Source organism: Microbacterium sp., assembly GCF_047607225.1.
GTDB lineage: Bacteria > Actinomycetota > Actinomycetes > Actinomycetales > Microbacteriaceae > Microbacterium.
In genome coordinates, this window is the sequence record NZ_JASGDO010000055.1 from 1 (window position 1) to 17,296 (window position 17,296).

Sequence of the window (17,296 nt, forward strand, 5' to 3'; positions counted from 1 at the left end):
CTGAGCAGCCGGCTGAGGAGCCGCCCTCCGCGCCGGTGGCGGCCACCGCGGTCGTCGCGGCGGAGCCCGTGGCAGCCCCGTCTCCGGCGGCCGCACCGTCTCCTGCGGCAGCCCCGTCTCCCGCGGCCGGTCCGCTCCGCAGCGACGTGCAGCGCCGCGAGGGCGCCGTGCGCTCTACCCCGACGGTCGACGACCTCCTCAACTCCCGCGCCGATCGGGCGCGCCCGCGTGCCACCGAGGGGTGGCAGGGTGCGATCCGCCGGGCGACGGGCGGGGCGATCTCCCCGCGTCCCGGCAAGAGCGAGCGGTCACGCATCGAACGCGAGCGCAAGGTGCAGCGGCGGCTCGACGCTCCGCGCACGATCGTCGTGCTGAACCCCAAGGGCGGTGCGCACAAGACGACCAGCACCCTCCTGCTCGCCGCGACGTTCGGTACGCAGCGGGGCGGGGCCACGCTGGCCTGGGACAACAACGAGACCCGCGGAACGCTGGGGTGGCGCGCGCAGAACGCCCCGCACCACCGCACCGCCGTCGATCTGCTCGCCCATCTCGACCAGTTCACGCAGCCGACGCAGGCGAGTCTCGCCTCGCTCGACACCTATGTGCGCACGCAGGTGGACGCCCGCTTCGATGTGCTGGCCTCGGACGAGGACGCCGCCGCCTCCTCCACGATCGATGCGGCCGCGTTCGACCGACTCCACGGCGTGCTCTCGCGCTACTACCGCCTGCTGATCGTCGACACCGGCAACAACATGCGCGCCTCCAACTGGGTGGCCGCTGTCGCCGCGGCCGACCAGCTCGTGATCGTCTCGACCGTTCGCGAGGACACCGCCGCCAGTGCCGCGTGGCTCCTCGACGGTCTGCGTGAGAAGGGTTTCGACCACAAGATCGACCAGGCCGTCACGATCCTCGCCGCGCCCTCTGCGCGTCCGGACAAGCGGCTGTCGGAACGGCTCGAGCGTCACTTCGAGCAGGTGACGTCGGCGGTCGTGCACGTGCCGTTCGATCCCGCGCTCGTCGATGGCGGTCCGATCGACTTCGACGCGCTGTCGCCCGACACGCGCGACGCCTGGCTGACCGTGGCCGCCACCATCGCCGACCGCCTCTAGTCCCGCCTCCCCACCCCTTCACCGAGAGCACATGCTCTCAGCGAGCGCACACGTTATCCGCGTCAGTAAGGCGTGCGCTCGCTGACAGCATGTGCTCTCGACGGACGAGAGGGGGCGGACGGCGCGGGGCGGACGGCGTGGGGCGGGGGCGTCAGCCGAGGACGACGTTCTCGGGCTGCTCGCCGGCGAGGAGGTGCGCGATCTGTCGCCGGAGGAGCGCCGCGATGCGCGGTCTCATCGCGCTCGATGCGCCTCCCACGTGCGGGGAGATGAGGACGCCGGGCGTGTTCCAGAGCGGATGGCCTGACGGCAGCGGCTCGGGTTCGGTCACGTCCAGCGCCGCGCGGATCCGTCCGGCCGAGGTGTGACGCACGAGCGCGTCGGGATCGACCAGCGACCCGCGGCCGACATTGACCACGAGGGCGCCGTCGGGAAGGGCGGCGAGCTCGGCCTCGCCGAGGATGTGCCGCGTGCGCTCGCCGCCGGGAAGGCTCAGCACCACGATGTCGACGTCGGGAAGGATCTCGGCCAGTTCATCGATCCCGTGGACGTGCACACCGTCCTCGTCCCGCGCCGTCGAGGCGACGGGCACGAGCTCCACCTCGAAGGGGGCGAGGCGGGCGGCGATCGCCTTGCCCACGCCGCCGTAACCGAGGAGCAGCACCCGCCGGTCGGCGAGGCTGTCGGCGAAGACGGGGGCCCACACGCCGTCACGGCCGTTCACCGCGAAGAGGTCGAGCTGCCGCTGCACCGCCAGGGTCAACGCCACGGCGAGCTCGGCGGTGGAGGTCTCGTGCACGCTGGCGGCGTTCGCGAACCGCACACCCTCGGGGAGCCGATCTGCCACCCCCTCGTAGCCGATCGACTGGCCCTGGACGAGACCGACCTCCACCTCCGTCAACCGGGCGAAGGCGTCGGACTGGTCCATGTACGGCGGCACGACGATGTCGATGCGCGGTCGCGGAGCGGCCTCCGCCATCGTCCAGACGATCACCTCGACGCCCTCGGGGAGGGGGCGGAGATCGGACGCGAGCGATTCGGTGGGGACGGACACGACGAGAGTCATGCACTCGACGCTACCCGGCGCTAGCCTTCACTCGGAGGTTCCGCATGATTCCCGAGATCAACTACTGGGCGGTGGCGATCGCCACGGTGCTGAGCATGGGGCTCGGAGCCCTCTGGTACTCGCCCGCGCTCTTCCTCGATCGCTGGGCGACGCTCGCCCGCATCGACATGACGAAGCGGGGAGCGCCCGTCGCGCTCGCCATGCTCGTGTCGCTCGCCGTGACCTTCCTCACCGCCTGGGTGCTGGCGGGGTCTGTCGCGATCGCGTGGCACTTCTACGACGGCGGGTATCTGCTGTCGGCGCTCGTGACCGCGGTCACTCTGTGGGCGGGATTCACCGCGGCGCGCGTGATCACGCACGACGTGTTCGAGGGCCGGCCGTCGCAGCTGACCGTGCTGACCATGGGGTTCGAGCTCACCACCGTGGTGATCATGGCGCTCGTCATCGGACTCTGGCCGCCGGCAGGCACGGTGTGACCTGGCCGCCGGCAGGCGTCACTCCGGAAGGGTGAGCCCTCAGGCGGCAGCAGCGGCCAGCGACGCGACCGCCGAGGTGAAGAAGGTCAGCCCGTCGACGCCCGACCGCATGGCGGCGGCCGTGTCGGGACCGAAGCCCGGCTCCACCGCATGTTCCGGGTGGGGCATCAGGCCCACGACGTTGCCACGCTCGTTGGTGAGTCCGGCGATGTCGTCGAGCGACCCGTTCGGGTTCACCCCGACGTAGCGGAAGGCCACCAGTCCCTCACCCTCGATCCGCTCGAGCGTCTCTGCCGAGCAGATGTAGCCGCCGTCGCCGTTCTTGAGCGGAATCGTGATCTCCTGCCCCGCCTCGAAGCCGTGGGTCCACGCCGTGGCGGCGTTCTCCACGCGCAGGCGCTGGTCGCGGCAGATGAACTGCTGGTGGGCGTTGCGGATGAGGCCGCCGGGCAGCAGGTGTGCCTCGACGAGCATCTGGAACCCGTTGCAGATCCCCAGGATCGGCATGCCCTGCGCGGCCGCGTCCTTGACCTCGGACATGATCGGCGAGAGCGCGGCGATCGCCCCGGCGCGCAGATAGTCGCCGTAGCTGAATCCACCCGGGAGCACGAGGGCGTCGACGCCCTCGAGGTCGTGGGAGCCGTGCCAGAGGGCGACGGGCTCTGCGCCAGCGACGCGGATGGCGCGCTGCGCGTCGCCGTCGTCGAGGGATCCGGGGAAGGTGATGACCCCGATGCGGGCGGTCACTCGACCACCTCGATGCCCACGACGTCTTCGATCACCGCGTTGGAGAGGATCTCGGCGGCGATCTTCTCGACCGTCGCGAGGGTCGCCTCATCGGCGACGTCGACCGTCAGCTCGAAGCGCTTGCCGATGCGGACCGCCGAGATGCCGGGCACCTCGAGGCGAGACAGCGCACCGGCGACGGCCTTCCCCTGCGGATCCAGCAGCTCGGCCTTGGGCATGACGTCGACGACGATGGTGGGCATTCGAAAGCTCCGGGAAGTCGCGGGAAGGGGTGCGGGATCAGTCTACGGGCACCGGCCGCACTCGCCCGTTCTGCACCATCGTCGCCCGTGACCGAACCGTGACCAATATTCATGGGAGCGCTCTCTTGCGTTCGTGGGAGCGATCCCATAACGTCTCACTCATCGGTTGAGAGCGCTCCCACGACCTTGTCGCGGAGTGGATCGACCGTCCCAGGGTCCCTCCCTGGGTGGGAGCCCGACACGCACCCCCTGACACCGTTCCACCAACACAAAGGAGTGACATGCACGCACGTGCATTCCGCCGCAGCGCCGTCGTTCTTGCCGCTGTCTCGGCCACCGCGCTCACGCTTGCCGCGTGTAGCAACAACCCGACCCCCGAGGCCAGCGGTACCAGCGACGAGCCGGTCACGCTCACCGTCACGACGTTCGGCACCTTCGGCTACGAGGACCTGTACAAGGAGTACGAGAGCCTCCACAAGAACGTCACCATCGAGGCGACGAACATCGACACGGGCGGCAACGCGCGCACCGACGCGTTCACCAAACTCGGCGCCGGCTCGGGCCTGTCCGACATCGTCGCGATCGAAGAGGGCTGGCTCGGCGCAATCATGGAGGTCTCCGACCAGTTCGTCGACCTGCGCGATTACGGCATCGAGGACCGCAAGGGCGACTGGGTCGACTGGAAGTACGGCCAGGCCACCGACCCCGCCGGCCGCGTGATCGGCTACGGCACCGACATCGGCCCGCAGGGCATCTGCTACAACGCGCCCGCGTTCGAGGCGGCGGGTCTTCCGACCGACCGCGAAGAGGTGGCCAAGCTCCTCAACGGCGACTGGAAGAACTACTTCGACGTCGGTCGTCAGTACAAGGAGAAGACCGGCAAGGCCTGGTACGACCACTCCGGGTTCGTCTGGAACTCGATGGTCAACCAGCTCGAAGAGGGCTACTACAAGAAGGACGGCTCGCTCAACGTCGAGGGCAACGCCGCGCTGAAGGAGCGCTTCGAGCTGCTCGGAGCGGCCACGGAAGACGGCCTCTCGGCAGCCCAGGCCGTGTGGGACTGGAACGGCGGCAAGTCGTTCGTCGACGGCACGTTCGCCACGTTCGTCTGCCCCGGCTGGATGCTCGGCACAATCACCGGTCAGCTCGAGGCGGCGGGCGGCGGTGCCGACAGCGGCTGGGACTTCGCCGATGTCTTCCCCGGCGGTGCGGCCAACTGGGGTGGCGCGTTCCTCTCCATCCCCGAGACCTCGCAGCACAAGAAGGAGGCCGCGGCCCTCGCCGACTGGCTGACGCAGCCGGAGCAGCAGGTCAAGCAGTCCAAGGCGGCGAACAACTTCCCGTCGACGCTGGAGGCGCAGAAGGTGCTCGCCGAGGAAGCGACGCCCAACCCGATCTTCAACGACGCTCCCACCGGTGCGATCCTCGCAGAGCGCGCTCAGGGGATCGTGGCGCAGTTCAAGGGCCCGGATGACTCCGTGATCCAGGAGAACGTGTTCGGACCGGCGCTCGTGCAGCTCGACCAGGGCAAGGCCGACACGGCCGCGGCCTGGCAGCAGGCGATCAAGCTGCTCGGCGAGCTCGTCGGCTGATCCCACCCGATCCGCAGGGGCCCCGGTCTTCGGGCCGGGGCCCCTGCGGCCCTCACCCACTTCGCTCAGAGGAACCCACATGTCCACGACCGCGCCCGCCGCCCCCACGAAGGGCACTCCGCGCGCATCCACCGCTCGCCGTCGCGGCGGATGGAACCGTTTCGCCCACAAGGGCTCGCCGTACGCCTACATCGCGCCGTTCTTCCTGCTCTTCGGCCTCGTGGGCCTGTTCCCCCTCCTGTACACGGTCAACGTCGCGATGCATGACTGGGACCTGCTGAAGGGCCAGGGCGACTTCGTCGGATTCGGGAACTTCGTGGAGATCCTCGGCGACGAGATGTTCTGGAACTCCATCCGCAACACCCTGAGCATCTTCCTGCTCTCCGCGATCCCGCAGCTCGCGGTCGCGCTTCTGATCGCCTACCTGCTCGACCGGGGGCTGCGCGCGCCGACCTTCTGGCGGATGAGCGTGCTGATCCCGTTCGTCGTGACGCCCGTCGCCGTCGCCCTCATCTTCTCGAGCATCTTCAACGAGGCCGACGGCCTCGTGAACAACCTGCTCAACCTCATCGGCATCGCCGATCAGCAGTGGAAGCAGGACACGTTCCTCAGCCACATCGCGATCGCCACGATGGTGAACTTCCGCTGGACCGGCTACAACGCCCTCATCCTCCTCGCCGCCATGCAGGCGGTGCCGCGCGACTTGTACGAGTCGGCGGCGATCGACGGCGCGGGCGCGGCGCGACGCTTCTTCTCGATCACGATCCCCTCGATCCGCCCGACGCTAATCTTCGTCATCATCACCGCGACGATCGGTGGCCTCCAGATCTTCGCGGAGCCGCGCCTGTTCGACGTGTCGACCGCGGGCGGCATCGGCGGCAGCGAGCGTCAGTTCCAGACGACGGTGCTCTTCCTGTGGGAGCTCGCCTTCTTCCGTCGCAACTTCGGCGAGGCCTCGGCCGTCGCCATCCTGCTGTTCCTCCTCATCGTGGGGATCGGCCTCATCAACTTCCTCATCTCACGGCGCATCGCCACGGGAAACGGTCCGCGCGTCTCCCGCCGCGAACTCCGCCGCGCCCGCCGGAACGGAGAGCACGCATGACCAGCACCCTGACCCCGGCTCCCGTGCTCGCCGAGCCGGAGCCCGCCCCCCGCCGTCGCCGCGGCGGCTCGGGAGGCGTCGCCGGCATCGGCAGCCGCCCCGGCTTCCTCACCTACGGGCTCCTGACCGCGTTCATCCTCGGAAGCGTCTATCCCCTGTGGTGGTCGGTCGTGGTCGCCAGCGGCACCAACGCCACCCGCGGTGAGACCCTGCCGCTGATCCCGGGCGGTAACTTCTTCGCCAACGCCGCGAAGGTGCTCGACGCGATCCCCTTCTGGCTGGCATTGGGCAACTCCATCCTGATCTCGACGATCATCACCATCTCGGTCGTGTGCTTCTCGACGCTCGCCGGGTACGCGTTCGCCAAGCTGCGCTTCCGCGGTCGCGACGGCCTCATGGTGTTCGTCGTCGCGACGATGGCGATCCCCACGCAGCTCGGGATCATCCCGCTGTTCATGGTCATGCGCGAGCTCGGCTGGACGGGATCCATCGGCGCGGTCGTCGTGCCGATGCTGGTGACGGCCTTCGGCGTGTTCTTCATGCGGCAATACCTCGTCGACGTCATCCCCGACGAGCTCATCGAGGCCGCGCGCGTCGACGGCGCAGGGCAGTTCCGCACCTTCCTCACCGTCGGCGTCCCCGCGGCCCGCCCGGCGATGGCCATCCTGGGCCTGTTCACCTTCATGACGGCATGGACCGACTACCTGTGGCCGCTTCTCGTGCTGAGCCCGCAGAACCCCACGCTGCAGACGGCGCTCAGCCAGCTGCAGTCGGGCTACTACGTGGACTACTCGATCGTGCTGACCGGCGCCGTGATGGCCACCCTTCCCCTTCTCGTGCTGTTCGTCGTCGCCGGGAAGCAGCTGATCAGCGGCATCATGGCGGGCGCCGTCAAGGGCTGAGAGGTACGCTCCATGAGCCCCATTCCTCAAGAGGAGACCGCCACCATGCTGCGTACCTTCCCCGACGGCTTCTTGTTCGGCGCCGCCACTGCGGCCTACCAGATCGAGGGAGCGGCGTTCGAAGACGGTCGCAGGGCCTCCATCTGGGATGCCTACTGCCGTGTGCCGGGCGCCGTGATCAATGCCGACAACGGTGATGTCGCCTGCGACCACTACCACCGCTACCGCGACGACGTGGCCCTGATGAAAGACCTGGGACTGGACACGTACCGGTTCTCGGTGTCGTGGTCGCGCGTGCGCCCCGACGGGGGGCCGATCAATCCGAAGGGCCTCGACTTCTACAAGCGCTTGGTCGACGAGCTGGGGGATGCCGGCATCATCCCCTGGCTGACGCTCTACCACTGGGACCTCCCGCAGGCGCTGCAGGAGCGCGGCGGATGGACGGTGCGCGAGACGAGCGACCTCTTCACGGAGTACGCCCTCGACGTGCACGACGCCCTGGGCGACCGGGTCGTCAACTGGACCACGCTCAACGAGCCCTGGTGCTCGTCGTTCCTCAGCTACACCGCGGGCATCCACGCCCCCGGCCACTACTCCGTCACGGAGGGCGTGCTCGCCGCCCACCATCTCCTCCTCGGCCACGGTCAGACCGTCCGCGAGCTGCGGGCACGCGATGCCTCGCTGCGGCTCGGGATCACCCTCAACCTCACGGGCGCCGAGCCCGCCGATCCCACACGGCCGAGCGACCTCGACGCCGCGCGACGCATCGACGGGCAGTTCAATCGGTGGTTCCTGGATCCCATCTTCCGCGGTGCTTACCCTGCCGACATCGTCGAGGACATCCGTTCCGTCGATGCGGCCGCGATCGAGGCCCTCGCGGCCGCGACACAGCCCGGCGACCTCGACGTCATCGCGACGCCGCTCGATGCCCTCGGCGTGAACTACTACCACAACGAGTTCGTCGGGGGTGAGCCCGACCCCACGCCGCCGACCCCCGGCGACGCTCCGACCGACCGGCACGCCGAGTCACCCTTCCCCTCCCACGAGGGCATCCACTGGCATGAACGCGGCCTCCCCCGCACCTCGATGCACTGGGAGGTGCAGCCCGAGGGACTGACGGCACTGCTCGAACGCGTCTGGGCCGACTATGCCGAGAGGGCGGGCACCGCGCTCTACGTCACCGAGAACGGCGCCGCCTTCGACGACGTCGTCGAGGAGGACGGTGAGGTCCGGGATCTCGAACGCACCGACTTCCTGCGTCGTCATCTCGCCGCGACGCTGGATGCGGCCGAGGGCGGCGTGGACGTGCGCGGGTACTTCTATTGGTCTCTGCTGGACAACTTCGAGTGGGCCTGGGGGTACGAGAAACGATTCGGGATCGTCCGCGTGGACTACGACACGGGCGAACGGTCCCCGAAAGCGTCCGCGCGGGAGTATCGTCGCCTCATCGCGCAGCGCGCGATCGACGTTCCGCGTGCGGGCGTCGTCACCCACCCCTAGGTCGTTCTCCGTGAGCATCGATATCCCACGGACCGCGATCACCATCGAAGAAGTCGCAGCGGCAGCCGGTGTCTCGCGATCGACAGTCTCTCGAGTGGTGAACGGTTCCACTGCCGTCAGTCCTGCCGCCCTGGAAGCCGTGCGTCAGGCCATCTCCGAACTCAACTACGTGCCCAACCGCGCCGCGCGGTCGCTGGCCAGCCGTGCCACGATGGCGATCGCGTTGGTGGTTCCCGAAGACACGAGCCGGTTCTTCGGTGATCCCTTCTTCGCGGCGATCGTCTCGGGCATCAACAAGCGGCTCAGCCGGTCGGATTACGTGCTGAACCTGATCGTCGCCAGTGACGATCCGCAGGACAAGGCCACCGCGTACCTCCGCAGCGGAGCGGTCGACGGCGCGATCGTCGTCTCCCACCACACGAGCGACACCTTCATCGACCGGATCGCCGCCGCCGTGCCCGTCGTCTACGGCGGTCGCCCGCTGCGCGAGCGTGAGCACGACCACTACGTCGACGTGGACAACGTCGCGGGGGGCCGCGTCGCCACGGAACACCTCCTCGGCCGCGGGCGGCGCCGTATCGCGACGATCACGGGTCCGTTGACGATGCACGCGGGCGTCGACCGCCTCACCGGGTTCCGCGAGGCGTTGGCTGCCGCCGGTGTCACGGAGGTCGCGGTCGAGGACGGCGACTTCACGAGCGACGGTGGTGCGGCCGCCATGCAGCGCATCCTCGACGCGGAGCAGCCGTTCGACGCCCTCTTCATCGCGAGCGACCTCATGGTGCGCGGGGCGCTGCCCGTGCTCGCGCGGGCCGGTCTCCGCGTTCCGGACGACGTGGCGATCATCGGCTTCGACGACTCTCCGGTCGCGCGGTCCGTGACGCCGCACCTGACGACGATGCGCCAGCCCTCCCTCGCGCAGGGGGAATGCATGGCCGATGTGCTCCTCGAGATGCTCGCCGGGGGCGAACCGCCCTACGTCACGATCCTCGACACCGAGCTGGTGGTCCGCGACTCGACGTAGAGGCTCGACGCGCCCCGGCCCGTCACGACGCTGTCGACAGCGACGGGGAAGCCCCACCGACCGTCGCCGACATCGCGTTGAGCCAGGGGTCGTCGAACCCGAGCGCGCGTCCGTCATCGCGCACGGCGATGCCGTAGTGGCGGAGCCGCTCGCCGAGAGCGCCGAGGGCATCGGTATCGGGGAGGGTGAGATCGACACGGCCGAGGCCGAGCGCGGGCATGCGGGGGCCGGCGCCGCGCGAGTTCCACACGTTCATCGCCATGTGGTGGTGGTAGCCGCCGGCGCTGACGAACAGCGCTTGGGAGCCGAGCGAGGCGGTCGCATCGAACCCGAGCGCGTCGACGTAGAACGCCCGCGCGGTGGCCACGTCGCCCACGGAGAGGTGCACGTGGCCGATCTGCGCGGCCGCCTCCGCCGCGGTGGCGCTGTCCTCTTCGCGCGGCAGGTGAGCACGCAGGAACTCCTGCGGATCCAGGTACAGCGTCGCCATCTCGACCTGTCCGTGCGTCCACGACCATTCCGACCGGTCGCGGTCCCAGTACAGCTCGATCCCGTTCCCCTCGGGATCGGTGAGATAGAACGCCTGGCTGACGAGGTGGTCGGCGCTGCCGGTGAACGTCTGGGGCGCGTGGCGCGCGACCGACAGCAGGGCGACGGCGAGGGCGGTCTGGGTCTCGAAGAGGATCGCGGTGTGGAAGAGGCCGGCCGATCCGGCGGCGGCGTGACGGAGGGAGGGATCGTGTCGCAGCACGACGAGGGGCCATCCGCCGCGACCGAGCGTGACGGTGTCGCCCTCGGCGGCGATCACCTGCAGGGTGATGACGTCGCGGTAGAAGCGGGTCATCGCATCGAGGTCGCCGACGAGCAGCATCACGGCCCCCATGGTGGTCGCGGGTGCCAGGGCCGGAACGCCGGAGGCCGGAAGCTGCTCATTCATGTGAATGGACAACCTCCGGCCTCCGATCCGCATTCCCGGTGTGGCCGGGCCGCGGCATCCTACTGCGGATCGCCGCCGAGCTGTCCGATCGGGACGATGGGCCCGCCGTCGTCGGCACCCGTCTTGCGCCACCGCGCGATCGCGTTGCCGCCGTGGTAGATCGCCAGTGCCGCGAACGTGCCGAGCACGATCGCGCCGAAGGTCAGCGTGCCGAGGTTCATCGTGAACCCGGCGATCGCGATGATGAAGGCGACCGCGACCGTGTACTGGTTGACCGGGCGGGAGAAGTCCACCTGGTTGTCCACCCAGATCTTGATGCCGATGACCCCGATGAGGCCGTAGAGTGCGGTGGTCACGCCGCCGAGCACGCCGTCGGGCATCGCGAAGATGACCGCGCCGACCTTCGGCGAGAAGGCGAGGAGCACCGCGACGATACCGGCCACCCAGTAGGCGGCGGTGGAGTAGACGCGGGTGGCGGCCATGACGCCGATGTTCTCGCCGTAGGTGGTGGTGCCCGATCCGCCGAAGCCGCCGGCGACCGCGGTGGCGACGCCGTCGGCGACGAGCGCCCGGCCGGTGTGCCGGTTGATGGTGGCGTCGCCGGTCATCGTCGCGACGCCGCGCACGTGTCCGACGTTCTCGGCGATCAGCACGAGCACGACCGGCAGGAACATCGGCAGCGCTCCCCAGGCGACCGGGTCGCCGAACGCGGGGAAGTGGAACTGCGGCAGGCCGACCCACGCCGCCGCCTCGACGCCCGAGAAGTCGACGCGATTCAGGATGATCGCCGCGACGTAGCCGACGACGACGCCGAGGAAGATCGACACGCGCCCGAGGAAGCCGCGGAAGAGCACGGCGAACAGGATGCAGGCGACGAGGGTGATGGTTCCGAGGAGAGCGTCCTTGCTGAAGTTGTTCCAGGCGGCGGGCGCCAGGTTGAGGCCGATGAGGGCCACGATCGCGCCGGAGACGACCGGCGGCATGAGCTTCTCGATCCAGCGAGTGCCGGTCGCCTGCACGAGGAAGCCGACAGCGGCCAGCAGCACGCCCGCGGCGAAGACGCCGAGGAGCGCCTGTCCGTACTGCTCGGGGGTGTTCAGCGGCTTCCCGCCCCCCGGCCCGAGGGCGAGGATCGGCGCGAGGAACGCGAACGAGGAGCCCAGGTAGCTGGGAAGGCGATTGCGCGTCAGCAGGAGGAAGAGGAGGGTTCCGAGTCCTGAGAACAGGAGTGTCGTGCTGACGGGGAACCCGGTGATGATGGGAACCAGGAAGGTCGCGCCGAACATGGCGACCACGTGCTGCGCGCCGATCGCGATCGTGCCGCCCCAGGAGAGGCGTTCGTGCGGTTTGACGACGGCGCCGGCGGCGATGCGGCGGCCGTCACCGTGGAGGGTCCAGATGGGCATGAGTGTGCTCCTCGAGAGGGTGTGGGGGTGCCTGGGGTCAGGCTACCTGGGAGAACCCTGGGAGCGTGGTTGTGACAGGCCGGGAGTTCCGGTCTCGATCAGTGGCTGAGGCGCCCGACCAGCTCGCGGTAGGTGGCTGCCGTCCGGTCGACGATCTCCGCGGGGAGCGTGGGCGGGGTGCCGGTCTTGTCCCAATTCGCGGCGAGCCAGTCGCGCACGATCTGCTTGTCGAAGCTCGCCATCCGCTCCGCCGGCGTAGCCCCCGTGCGCCACGCCTCGGCATCCCAGTAGCGTGACGAGTCGCTCGTCAGCACCTCGTCGGCCAGGGTGAGCACGTCGTCGGCGTCCAGTCCGAACTCGAATTTCGTGTCGGCGAGGATGAGCCCCTTGGCCTCCGCGATCGCCGAGGCCCGTGTGTACGCCTCGATCGACGCGTCGCGCAGCTCGGCCGCGCGGTCGGCGCCGACGATGTCGACGGTCTCCTCGAACGTGATGTTCTCGTCGTGCTCGCCGAGCGGCGCCTTGTAGGCGGGCGTGAAGATGGGTTCGGGAAGGCGGTCGCCGTTCTCCAGCCCCTCGGGCAGTGCGACGCCGCACACCGTCCGGGTCTGCTGGTACTCGGCCCATCCGGACCCGGTGAGATAGCCGCGCACGACGCACTCGATCGGCTGCATCGCGAGAGCCTTGACGACCATCGCGCGATCGGCCACCGCCTCCGGCGCGGTGGCTCCCGGAACCAGGTGGTTCGGGATCGGGCGGCCACCGTCGGCGCCGCCGAGCTGGTCGAACCACCAGAGGCTGAGCGTCGTGAGCAGGGCGCCCTTGCCGGGGATCCCGGGGTCGAGCACGTGATCGAATGCGCTCACGCGGTCGCTGGCGACGACGAGCATCGTGCCGTCCTGCCCGCTGTCGGGTCGGTAGAGGTCACGGACCTTTCCCGAGTACACGTGGGTCCAGCCGGGGAGGGTCGCAGGCGCATCCGTCACCTCCCCATTATCGAGGCTCCGTGCCCGTGCCCGTGCCCGTGCCCGTGGTGACCGTCGAGAGCACATGCTCCCATCGAGCGCACACCATGATGACGTCAACGAGGTATGCGCTCGACCAGAGCATGTGCTCTCGACAAAGGGGAGGGGGCATCCCGGCGCGGGCGTCAGGGGGTGATGCTGTCCACGAAGGCGAGGGCCTCCTCGATGACGTCGGGCCAGAGGTCGGCGGCGGTGTCGTCGACGAGGATCCACTCGCGCATCGCTCGGCCGCGCATCACCATCCGTTCGCCGCACCCCTCCGCCTCGAGCTGCGTGACGCGGTCCTCGGGGAGCTTGGCCAGCAGGCCGCCGGCGATGGGAAACGCGAAGGCCTTGCCCCGCACTCGCAGCCCGGTGGCGGAGAAGATGCGACCGAGGTCGACGCCGTCGCGCACGAGGTAATCCGCCGCGATCTCGTCGAACACCTCGCGCGCGCGTTCCCGGGACACGCGGTCAGCGTACGCCCGTCCCGTCTCCATCGTCGAGAGCACATGCTCCCATCGAGCGCACACCGTGATGACGTCGACGACGTATGCGCTCGACCAGAGCATGTGCTCTCGACAGAAGGGAAAAAGGGTATATAGTCCAGATGGACTATTTCTCGGACGAACGCTCGAAGGGACGGGAGGGACAGCGAATGACAGGCGATGCACGCGCGCTCACCCCACTCGCGGTCGTGGTGCTCGGGCTCCTCCGCGAGCGCCCGATGCACCCCTACGAGATGCTCCGGCTGCTGCACCAGCGGCGTGACGACCGGCTCGTCGGCGGCTCTCGCGGCACGCTCTACCACACCGTCGCGCGCCTCGAGCGGGCGGGACTCATCGCCGAAGTGGGAGTGGACCGCGACGGCAACCGCCCCGAGCGCACCACGTACGAGATCACGCCCGAGGGCGGCGAAGCGGCTGCCGACTGGGTGCGACGTCACCTCCCCCAGGTCGAGCGCATCCTGGAGTTCCGGGTGGCCCTCTCGTCGGCGCACGACCTGCCGCGCGAAGAGGTCGCCGAGCTCCTCGGCCGCCGTCGCGCCGTTCTCGCCGACTTCCGCGCGGAGCACCGCGCCGGACTCGCCGCGGCCGGTTCCCGCGGCGTGCCCTTCCAGTTCCTGGTGGAGGCCCAACGCGAGCTGCACCTGCTCGACGCCGACCTCGCCTGGCTCGACGCGGTCCTGACCGCGCTCGCCGATCCCGCCACACCCTGGGGCGTGCACGAACTGCCGTCCGACACGATGGCCCGCCTCGAGGCCTTCAGAGAAAGCGTCGTCTCATGACCGATCCGACCACCGCATCCGTACCCACTGCACCATCGACTCGTTCCGACGGCGCGGCGCCCGGCCGCCCCGTTCCCGACACTCCTGCCCGGAGCCCGTGGCCGGCGCTCTGGGCGCTGGTGATCGGGTTCTTCATGATCCTCGTCGACACGACGATCGTCTCTGTCGCGAACCCCGCCATCAAAGCGGCCCTCGATCCCGACACGAACAATCTCGACAACGTCGTGTGGGTGACCTCCGCGTACCTGCTCGCCTACGCGGTCCCGCTGCTGATCACGGGCCGCCTGGGCGACCGGTTCGGACCCAAGAACATCTACCTGATCGGGCTCGCGATCTTCACCCTCGCCTCACTCGGCTGCGGTCTGTCGGGGTCGCTCGAGATGCTCATCGCGATGCGCGCGGTGCAGGGGCTGGGTGCCGCGCTCATGACGCCGCAGACGATGGCTGTCATCACCCGCACCTTCCCGCCCGACCGGCGTGGTGCCGCAATGGGCCTATGGGGAGCCACGGCCGGGATGGCGACCCTCGTGGGCCCGCTCGCCGGAGGCCTCCTCGTCGACGGGTTCGGCTGGGCGTGGATCTTCTTCATCAACCTCCCGGTCGGTGTGATCGGCTTCGTCCTGGCGTGGATCTTCGTGCCCGCCCTGGAGACCCATCCGCACCGCTTCGACGTGGTGGGAGTGGTCCTGAGCGCCGTGGCGCTGTTCCTCATCGTCTTCGGCCTGCAGGAGGGCGAGAAGTTCTCCTGGGCGCCGTGGGTCTGGTCCATGATCGCGGCGGGTGTGGTCGTGATGGCCGTGTTCATCTGGACCCAGGCGCGGACGAAGAACGAGCCCCTTGTGCCGCTCGACCTCTTCCGCGAGCGGAACTTCTCGCTGGCCAACCTGACGATCGCGGCCGTCGGTTTCACCGTGACGAGCATGACGCTGCCGCTCATGTTCTTCGTCCAGCTCGCGCGGGGGCTGACCCCCACCGAAGCGGCGCTGCTGATGATCCCGATGGCGGTGCTCTCGGGCGTGCTCGCGCCCCTGGCCGGAAAGCTCCTGGACCGCTCCGACCCGCGACTGCTTCTGGTGCCGGGCCTGCTCATGGTCGCCGGATCGCTCTTCTGGTACGCGAGCCTCATGAACGTGGACACGCCGATCTGGATGTTCCTCCTTCCTTCGGCCGTGATGGGAATCGGGAACGCCGGGATGTGGGGGCCGCTGGCCACCACCGCGACTCGCAACCTCGGTCCGCGTCAGGCGGGCGCGGGCGCCGGCATCTACAACACCACTCGTACGATCGGGTCGGTGATCGGTTCGGCCGCGATCGCCGCCGTCATGCAGGCACGCCTGAGCGCCAACCTTCCCGGAGCGTCCGACGCCGCGGGGGAGTTCGGCGGAGGGACTCTGCCGCCGTTCGTGCTCGACGGCTTCTCGACCGCCATGGCGCAGTCGATCCTCGTTCCCGCCGGAGTGATCCTGGTCGGCGTCGTGGCGGTGCTGTTCCTGCGCCGTCCGCCGCTCACGCCGCAGCGCTGACACCCGGCGCCGACCACTGACGAGCGCTCCCGCCGTCGGGCGGGGGCCCTCGTCAGCCCGCCGAGGGTTCCTCGGCGACGCGGGCGGCGATGTCGCGGCGGTGATGCGAACCCTCCAGGGTGATCGCGTCGACGGCGCGGTAGGCGCGGTCGCGGGCCTGGAAGAACGTGTTGCCGAGCGCCACGACGTTGAGGACCCGTCCGCCGGTCGCGATGAGCGCTCCGTCGCGCGCGGCGGTGGCAGCGTGCGCGAGGTGCACCCCCTCGACGGCCTCCGCGGCCTCGAGCCCGTGGATCTCCCGACCGGTCACGGGCGACTCCGGATAGCCCTCGCTCGCCACGACCACGGTCACCGCCGCCGCTTCGGCGAACTGCGGTGCCGGCTCGTCCTCCAGGTTTCCGCTCGCGGCGGCCATGAGGAGGCTCGACAGGGGGGTCGCGAGGCGGGCGAGCACGACCTGGGTCTCCGGATCGCCGAAGCGGGCGTTGAACTCGATGACCTTCACGCCCTGCTCGGTGAGGATCAGCCCGGCGTACAGGAGGCCGATGAAGGGGGTTCCCTCCGCGTCGAGCTGGCGGATGACCGGCTCCGCGACGGTGCGGGTGACCTCCGCGACGAACTCCTCTTCGCCGCCGAACGCGCCCGCCAGCCACGGGAGGGGAGAGTAGGCGCCCATGCCGCCGGTGTTCGGACCTTCGTCGCCGTCGTAGGCGCGCTTGAAGTCCTGGGCGGGGCTCAGCGCCCGGACGGTGTCGCCGTCGGACACGAAGAAGAGCGACACCTCGGGGCCGCTGAGGAACTCCTCGATCAGGACGGGCGAAGCGCCCAGGTAGGCGTCGGCGTGCGCGAGGGCGGCACCCCGGTCGGAGGTCACGATGACCCCCTTTCCGGCGGCGAGGCCATCGGCCTTGACGACGTAGGGCGCGCCGTACTCGTCGAGGGCGGACTCGACCTCCCCGCGCGTGTGGGCGCGGGTGGCGCGACCGGTCGGAACTCCGGCGGCCTCCATGATCCGCTTGGCGAACGCCTTCGAGCCCTCCAGCTGCGCGGCCGCCTTGCCGGGGCCGAAGACCGGGATGCCGCGTTCCCGGAGGGCGTCGGCGACGCCGGCGACGAGCGGGGCTTCGGGGCCGACGACGACGAGGTCGATCCGCTCGGAGTTGGCATACTCGGTGACCGCGGCCGGATCCACGGGATCGAGGGTCGGGACGAGGACGGCGACCTCGCCGATGCCGGCGTTCCCGGGGGCGGCGAACAGCTCGTGACCGGCCTCCTCTCCCTTCAGAGCGAGGAGGATGGCGTGCTCGCGGGCACCGGAACCGAGGACGAGGATGCGCACCCCTCCAGCCTACCGACGCGGGCTCGCGGCTACGGTGGA

The 17,296-nt window shown here is 69.7% G+C and carries 17 protein-coding genes; 9 read left to right on the forward strand and 8 right to left on the reverse strand.

Going from position 1 to position 17,296, the window contains the following annotated elements; translation table 11 throughout:
* Window positions 1-1,109 (forward strand): MinD/ParA family ATP-binding protein (locus QM591_RS10995; protein ID WP_415132445.1); only part of this gene is annotated, 1,109 nt, incomplete at its 5' end.
* 151 nt (window positions 1,110-1,260) lie between these two features.
* Here the strand turns inward: QM591_RS10995 and QM591_RS11000 are convergent.
* Entirely contained in the window at window positions 1,261-2,175 is a 915-nt protein-coding gene (locus QM591_RS11000; RefSeq protein ID WP_415132446.1) for a 2-hydroxyacid dehydrogenase, read from the reverse strand.
* Window positions 2,176-2,219: 44 nt separating this feature from the next.
* On the opposite strand from QM591_RS11000, the gene QM591_RS11005 reads away from it, so the two are divergent.
* The gene (locus QM591_RS11005; RefSeq protein ID WP_415132447.1) at window positions 2,220-2,651 is read left to right on the forward strand and encodes a DUF1761 domain-containing protein; all 432 of its coding nucleotides are present in this window, start codon (window positions 2,220-2,222) and stop codon (window positions 2,649-2,651) included.
* A gap of 39 nt (window positions 2,652-2,690) precedes the next feature.
* Here QM591_RS11005 and purQ read toward each other — a convergent pair whose 3' ends face one another.
* Window positions 2,691-3,398, reverse strand: a complete 708-nt coding sequence (purQ, locus tag QM591_RS11010) for a phosphoribosylformylglycinamidine synthase subunit PurQ (RefSeq protein ID WP_415132448.1) — start codon at window positions 3,396-3,398, stop codon at window positions 2,691-2,693.
* Window positions 3,395-3,640 carry a phosphoribosylformylglycinamidine synthase subunit PurS gene (purS, locus tag QM591_RS11015; protein ID WP_415132449.1) on the reverse strand — a complete coding sequence of 82 codons (246 nt, stop codon included), beginning with the start codon at window positions 3,638-3,640 and terminating at the stop codon, window positions 3,395-3,397. Before purS ends, purQ begins: the two co-directional genes overlap by 4 nt.
* A 281-nt stretch (window positions 3,641-3,921) precedes the next feature.
* Here purS and QM591_RS11020 point away from each other — a divergent pair, with 281 nt between their 5' ends.
* The 5 genes from QM591_RS11020 to QM591_RS11040 all read left to right on the forward strand — a co-directional run bounded on the left by QM591_RS11020 (window position 3,922) and on the right by QM591_RS11040 (window position 9,760).
* Entirely contained in the window at window positions 3,922-5,232 is a 1,311-nt protein-coding gene (locus QM591_RS11020; protein ID WP_415132450.1) for an ABC transporter substrate-binding protein, read from the forward strand.
* Between the two features lie 79 nt (window positions 5,233-5,311).
* Window positions 5,312-6,334, forward strand: coding sequence for a carbohydrate ABC transporter permease (locus tag QM591_RS11025; RefSeq protein WP_415132451.1), 1,023 nt, complete (start codon window positions 5,312-5,314; stop codon window positions 6,332-6,334).
* Window positions 6,331-7,236 (forward strand): carbohydrate ABC transporter permease, encoded by a 906-nt coding sequence (locus QM591_RS11030; RefSeq protein WP_415132452.1) that lies wholly within the window; start codon window positions 6,331-6,333, stop codon window positions 7,234-7,236. The genes QM591_RS11025 and QM591_RS11030 overlap by 4 nt, the downstream gene beginning before the upstream one ends.
* Before the next feature lie 12 nt (window positions 7,237-7,248).
* Window positions 7,249-8,736, forward strand: coding sequence for a GH1 family beta-glucosidase (locus QM591_RS11035; RefSeq protein WP_415132453.1), 1,488 nt, complete (start codon window positions 7,249-7,251; stop codon window positions 8,734-8,736).
* Between the two features lie 10 nt (window positions 8,737-8,746).
* A complete protein-coding gene (locus QM591_RS11040; RefSeq protein ID WP_415132454.1) occupies window positions 8,747-9,760 on the forward strand; it encodes a LacI family DNA-binding transcriptional regulator in 1,014 nt (337 codons plus the stop codon).
* A 22-nt stretch (window positions 9,761-9,782) separates the two neighbouring features.
* Here the strand turns inward: QM591_RS11040 and QM591_RS11045 are convergent, their stop codons facing one another.
* The 4 genes from QM591_RS11045 to QM591_RS11060 all read right to left on the reverse strand — a co-directional run bounded on the left by QM591_RS11045 (window position 9,783) and on the right by QM591_RS11060 (window position 13,577).
* Entirely contained in the window at window positions 9,783-10,697 is a 915-nt protein-coding gene (locus tag QM591_RS11045; protein WP_415132455.1) for a VOC family protein, read from the reverse strand.
* Window positions 10,698-10,756: 59 nt separating this feature from the next.
* The gene (locus tag QM591_RS11050) at window positions 10,757-12,103 is read right to left on the reverse strand and encodes a uracil-xanthine permease family protein (RefSeq protein WP_415132456.1); all 1,347 of its coding nucleotides are present in this window, start codon (window positions 12,101-12,103) and stop codon (window positions 10,757-10,759) included.
* Between the two features lie 98 nt (window positions 12,104-12,201).
* Window positions 12,202-13,089 (reverse strand): phosphoribosylaminoimidazolesuccinocarboxamide synthase, encoded by an 888-nt coding sequence (locus QM591_RS11055; RefSeq protein ID WP_415132457.1) that lies wholly within the window; start codon window positions 13,087-13,089, stop codon window positions 12,202-12,204.
* Window positions 13,090-13,253: 164 nt separating this feature from the next.
* Window positions 13,254-13,577 (reverse strand): hypothetical protein, encoded by a 324-nt coding sequence (locus QM591_RS11060; RefSeq protein WP_415132458.1) that lies wholly within the window; start codon window positions 13,575-13,577, stop codon window positions 13,254-13,256.
* A gap of 188 nt (window positions 13,578-13,765) precedes the next feature.
* Here QM591_RS11060 and QM591_RS11065 point away from each other — a divergent pair, with 188 nt between their 5' ends.
* Together QM591_RS11065 and QM591_RS11070 are read left to right on the forward strand one after the other, a co-directional pair.
* Window positions 13,766-14,395 carry a PadR family transcriptional regulator gene (locus QM591_RS11065; protein ID WP_415132459.1) on the forward strand — a complete coding sequence of 210 codons (630 nt, stop codon included), beginning with the start codon at window positions 13,766-13,768 and terminating at the stop codon, window positions 14,393-14,395.
* Window positions 14,392-15,918: a DHA2 family efflux MFS transporter permease subunit gene (locus QM591_RS11070; RefSeq protein ID WP_415132460.1), complete on the forward strand. Its 1,527-nt coding sequence runs from the start codon at window positions 14,392-14,394 to the stop codon at window positions 15,916-15,918. Before QM591_RS11065 ends, QM591_RS11070 begins: the two co-directional genes overlap by 4 nt.
* A 52-nt stretch (window positions 15,919-15,970) precedes the next feature.
* Here QM591_RS11070 and purD read toward each other — a convergent pair whose 3' ends face one another.
* Window positions 15,971-17,257, reverse strand: a complete 1,287-nt coding sequence (gene purD, locus QM591_RS11075; RefSeq protein ID WP_415132461.1) for a phosphoribosylamine--glycine ligase — start codon at window positions 17,255-17,257, stop codon at window positions 15,971-15,973.
* Window positions 17,258-17,296: the final 39 nt, after the last annotated feature.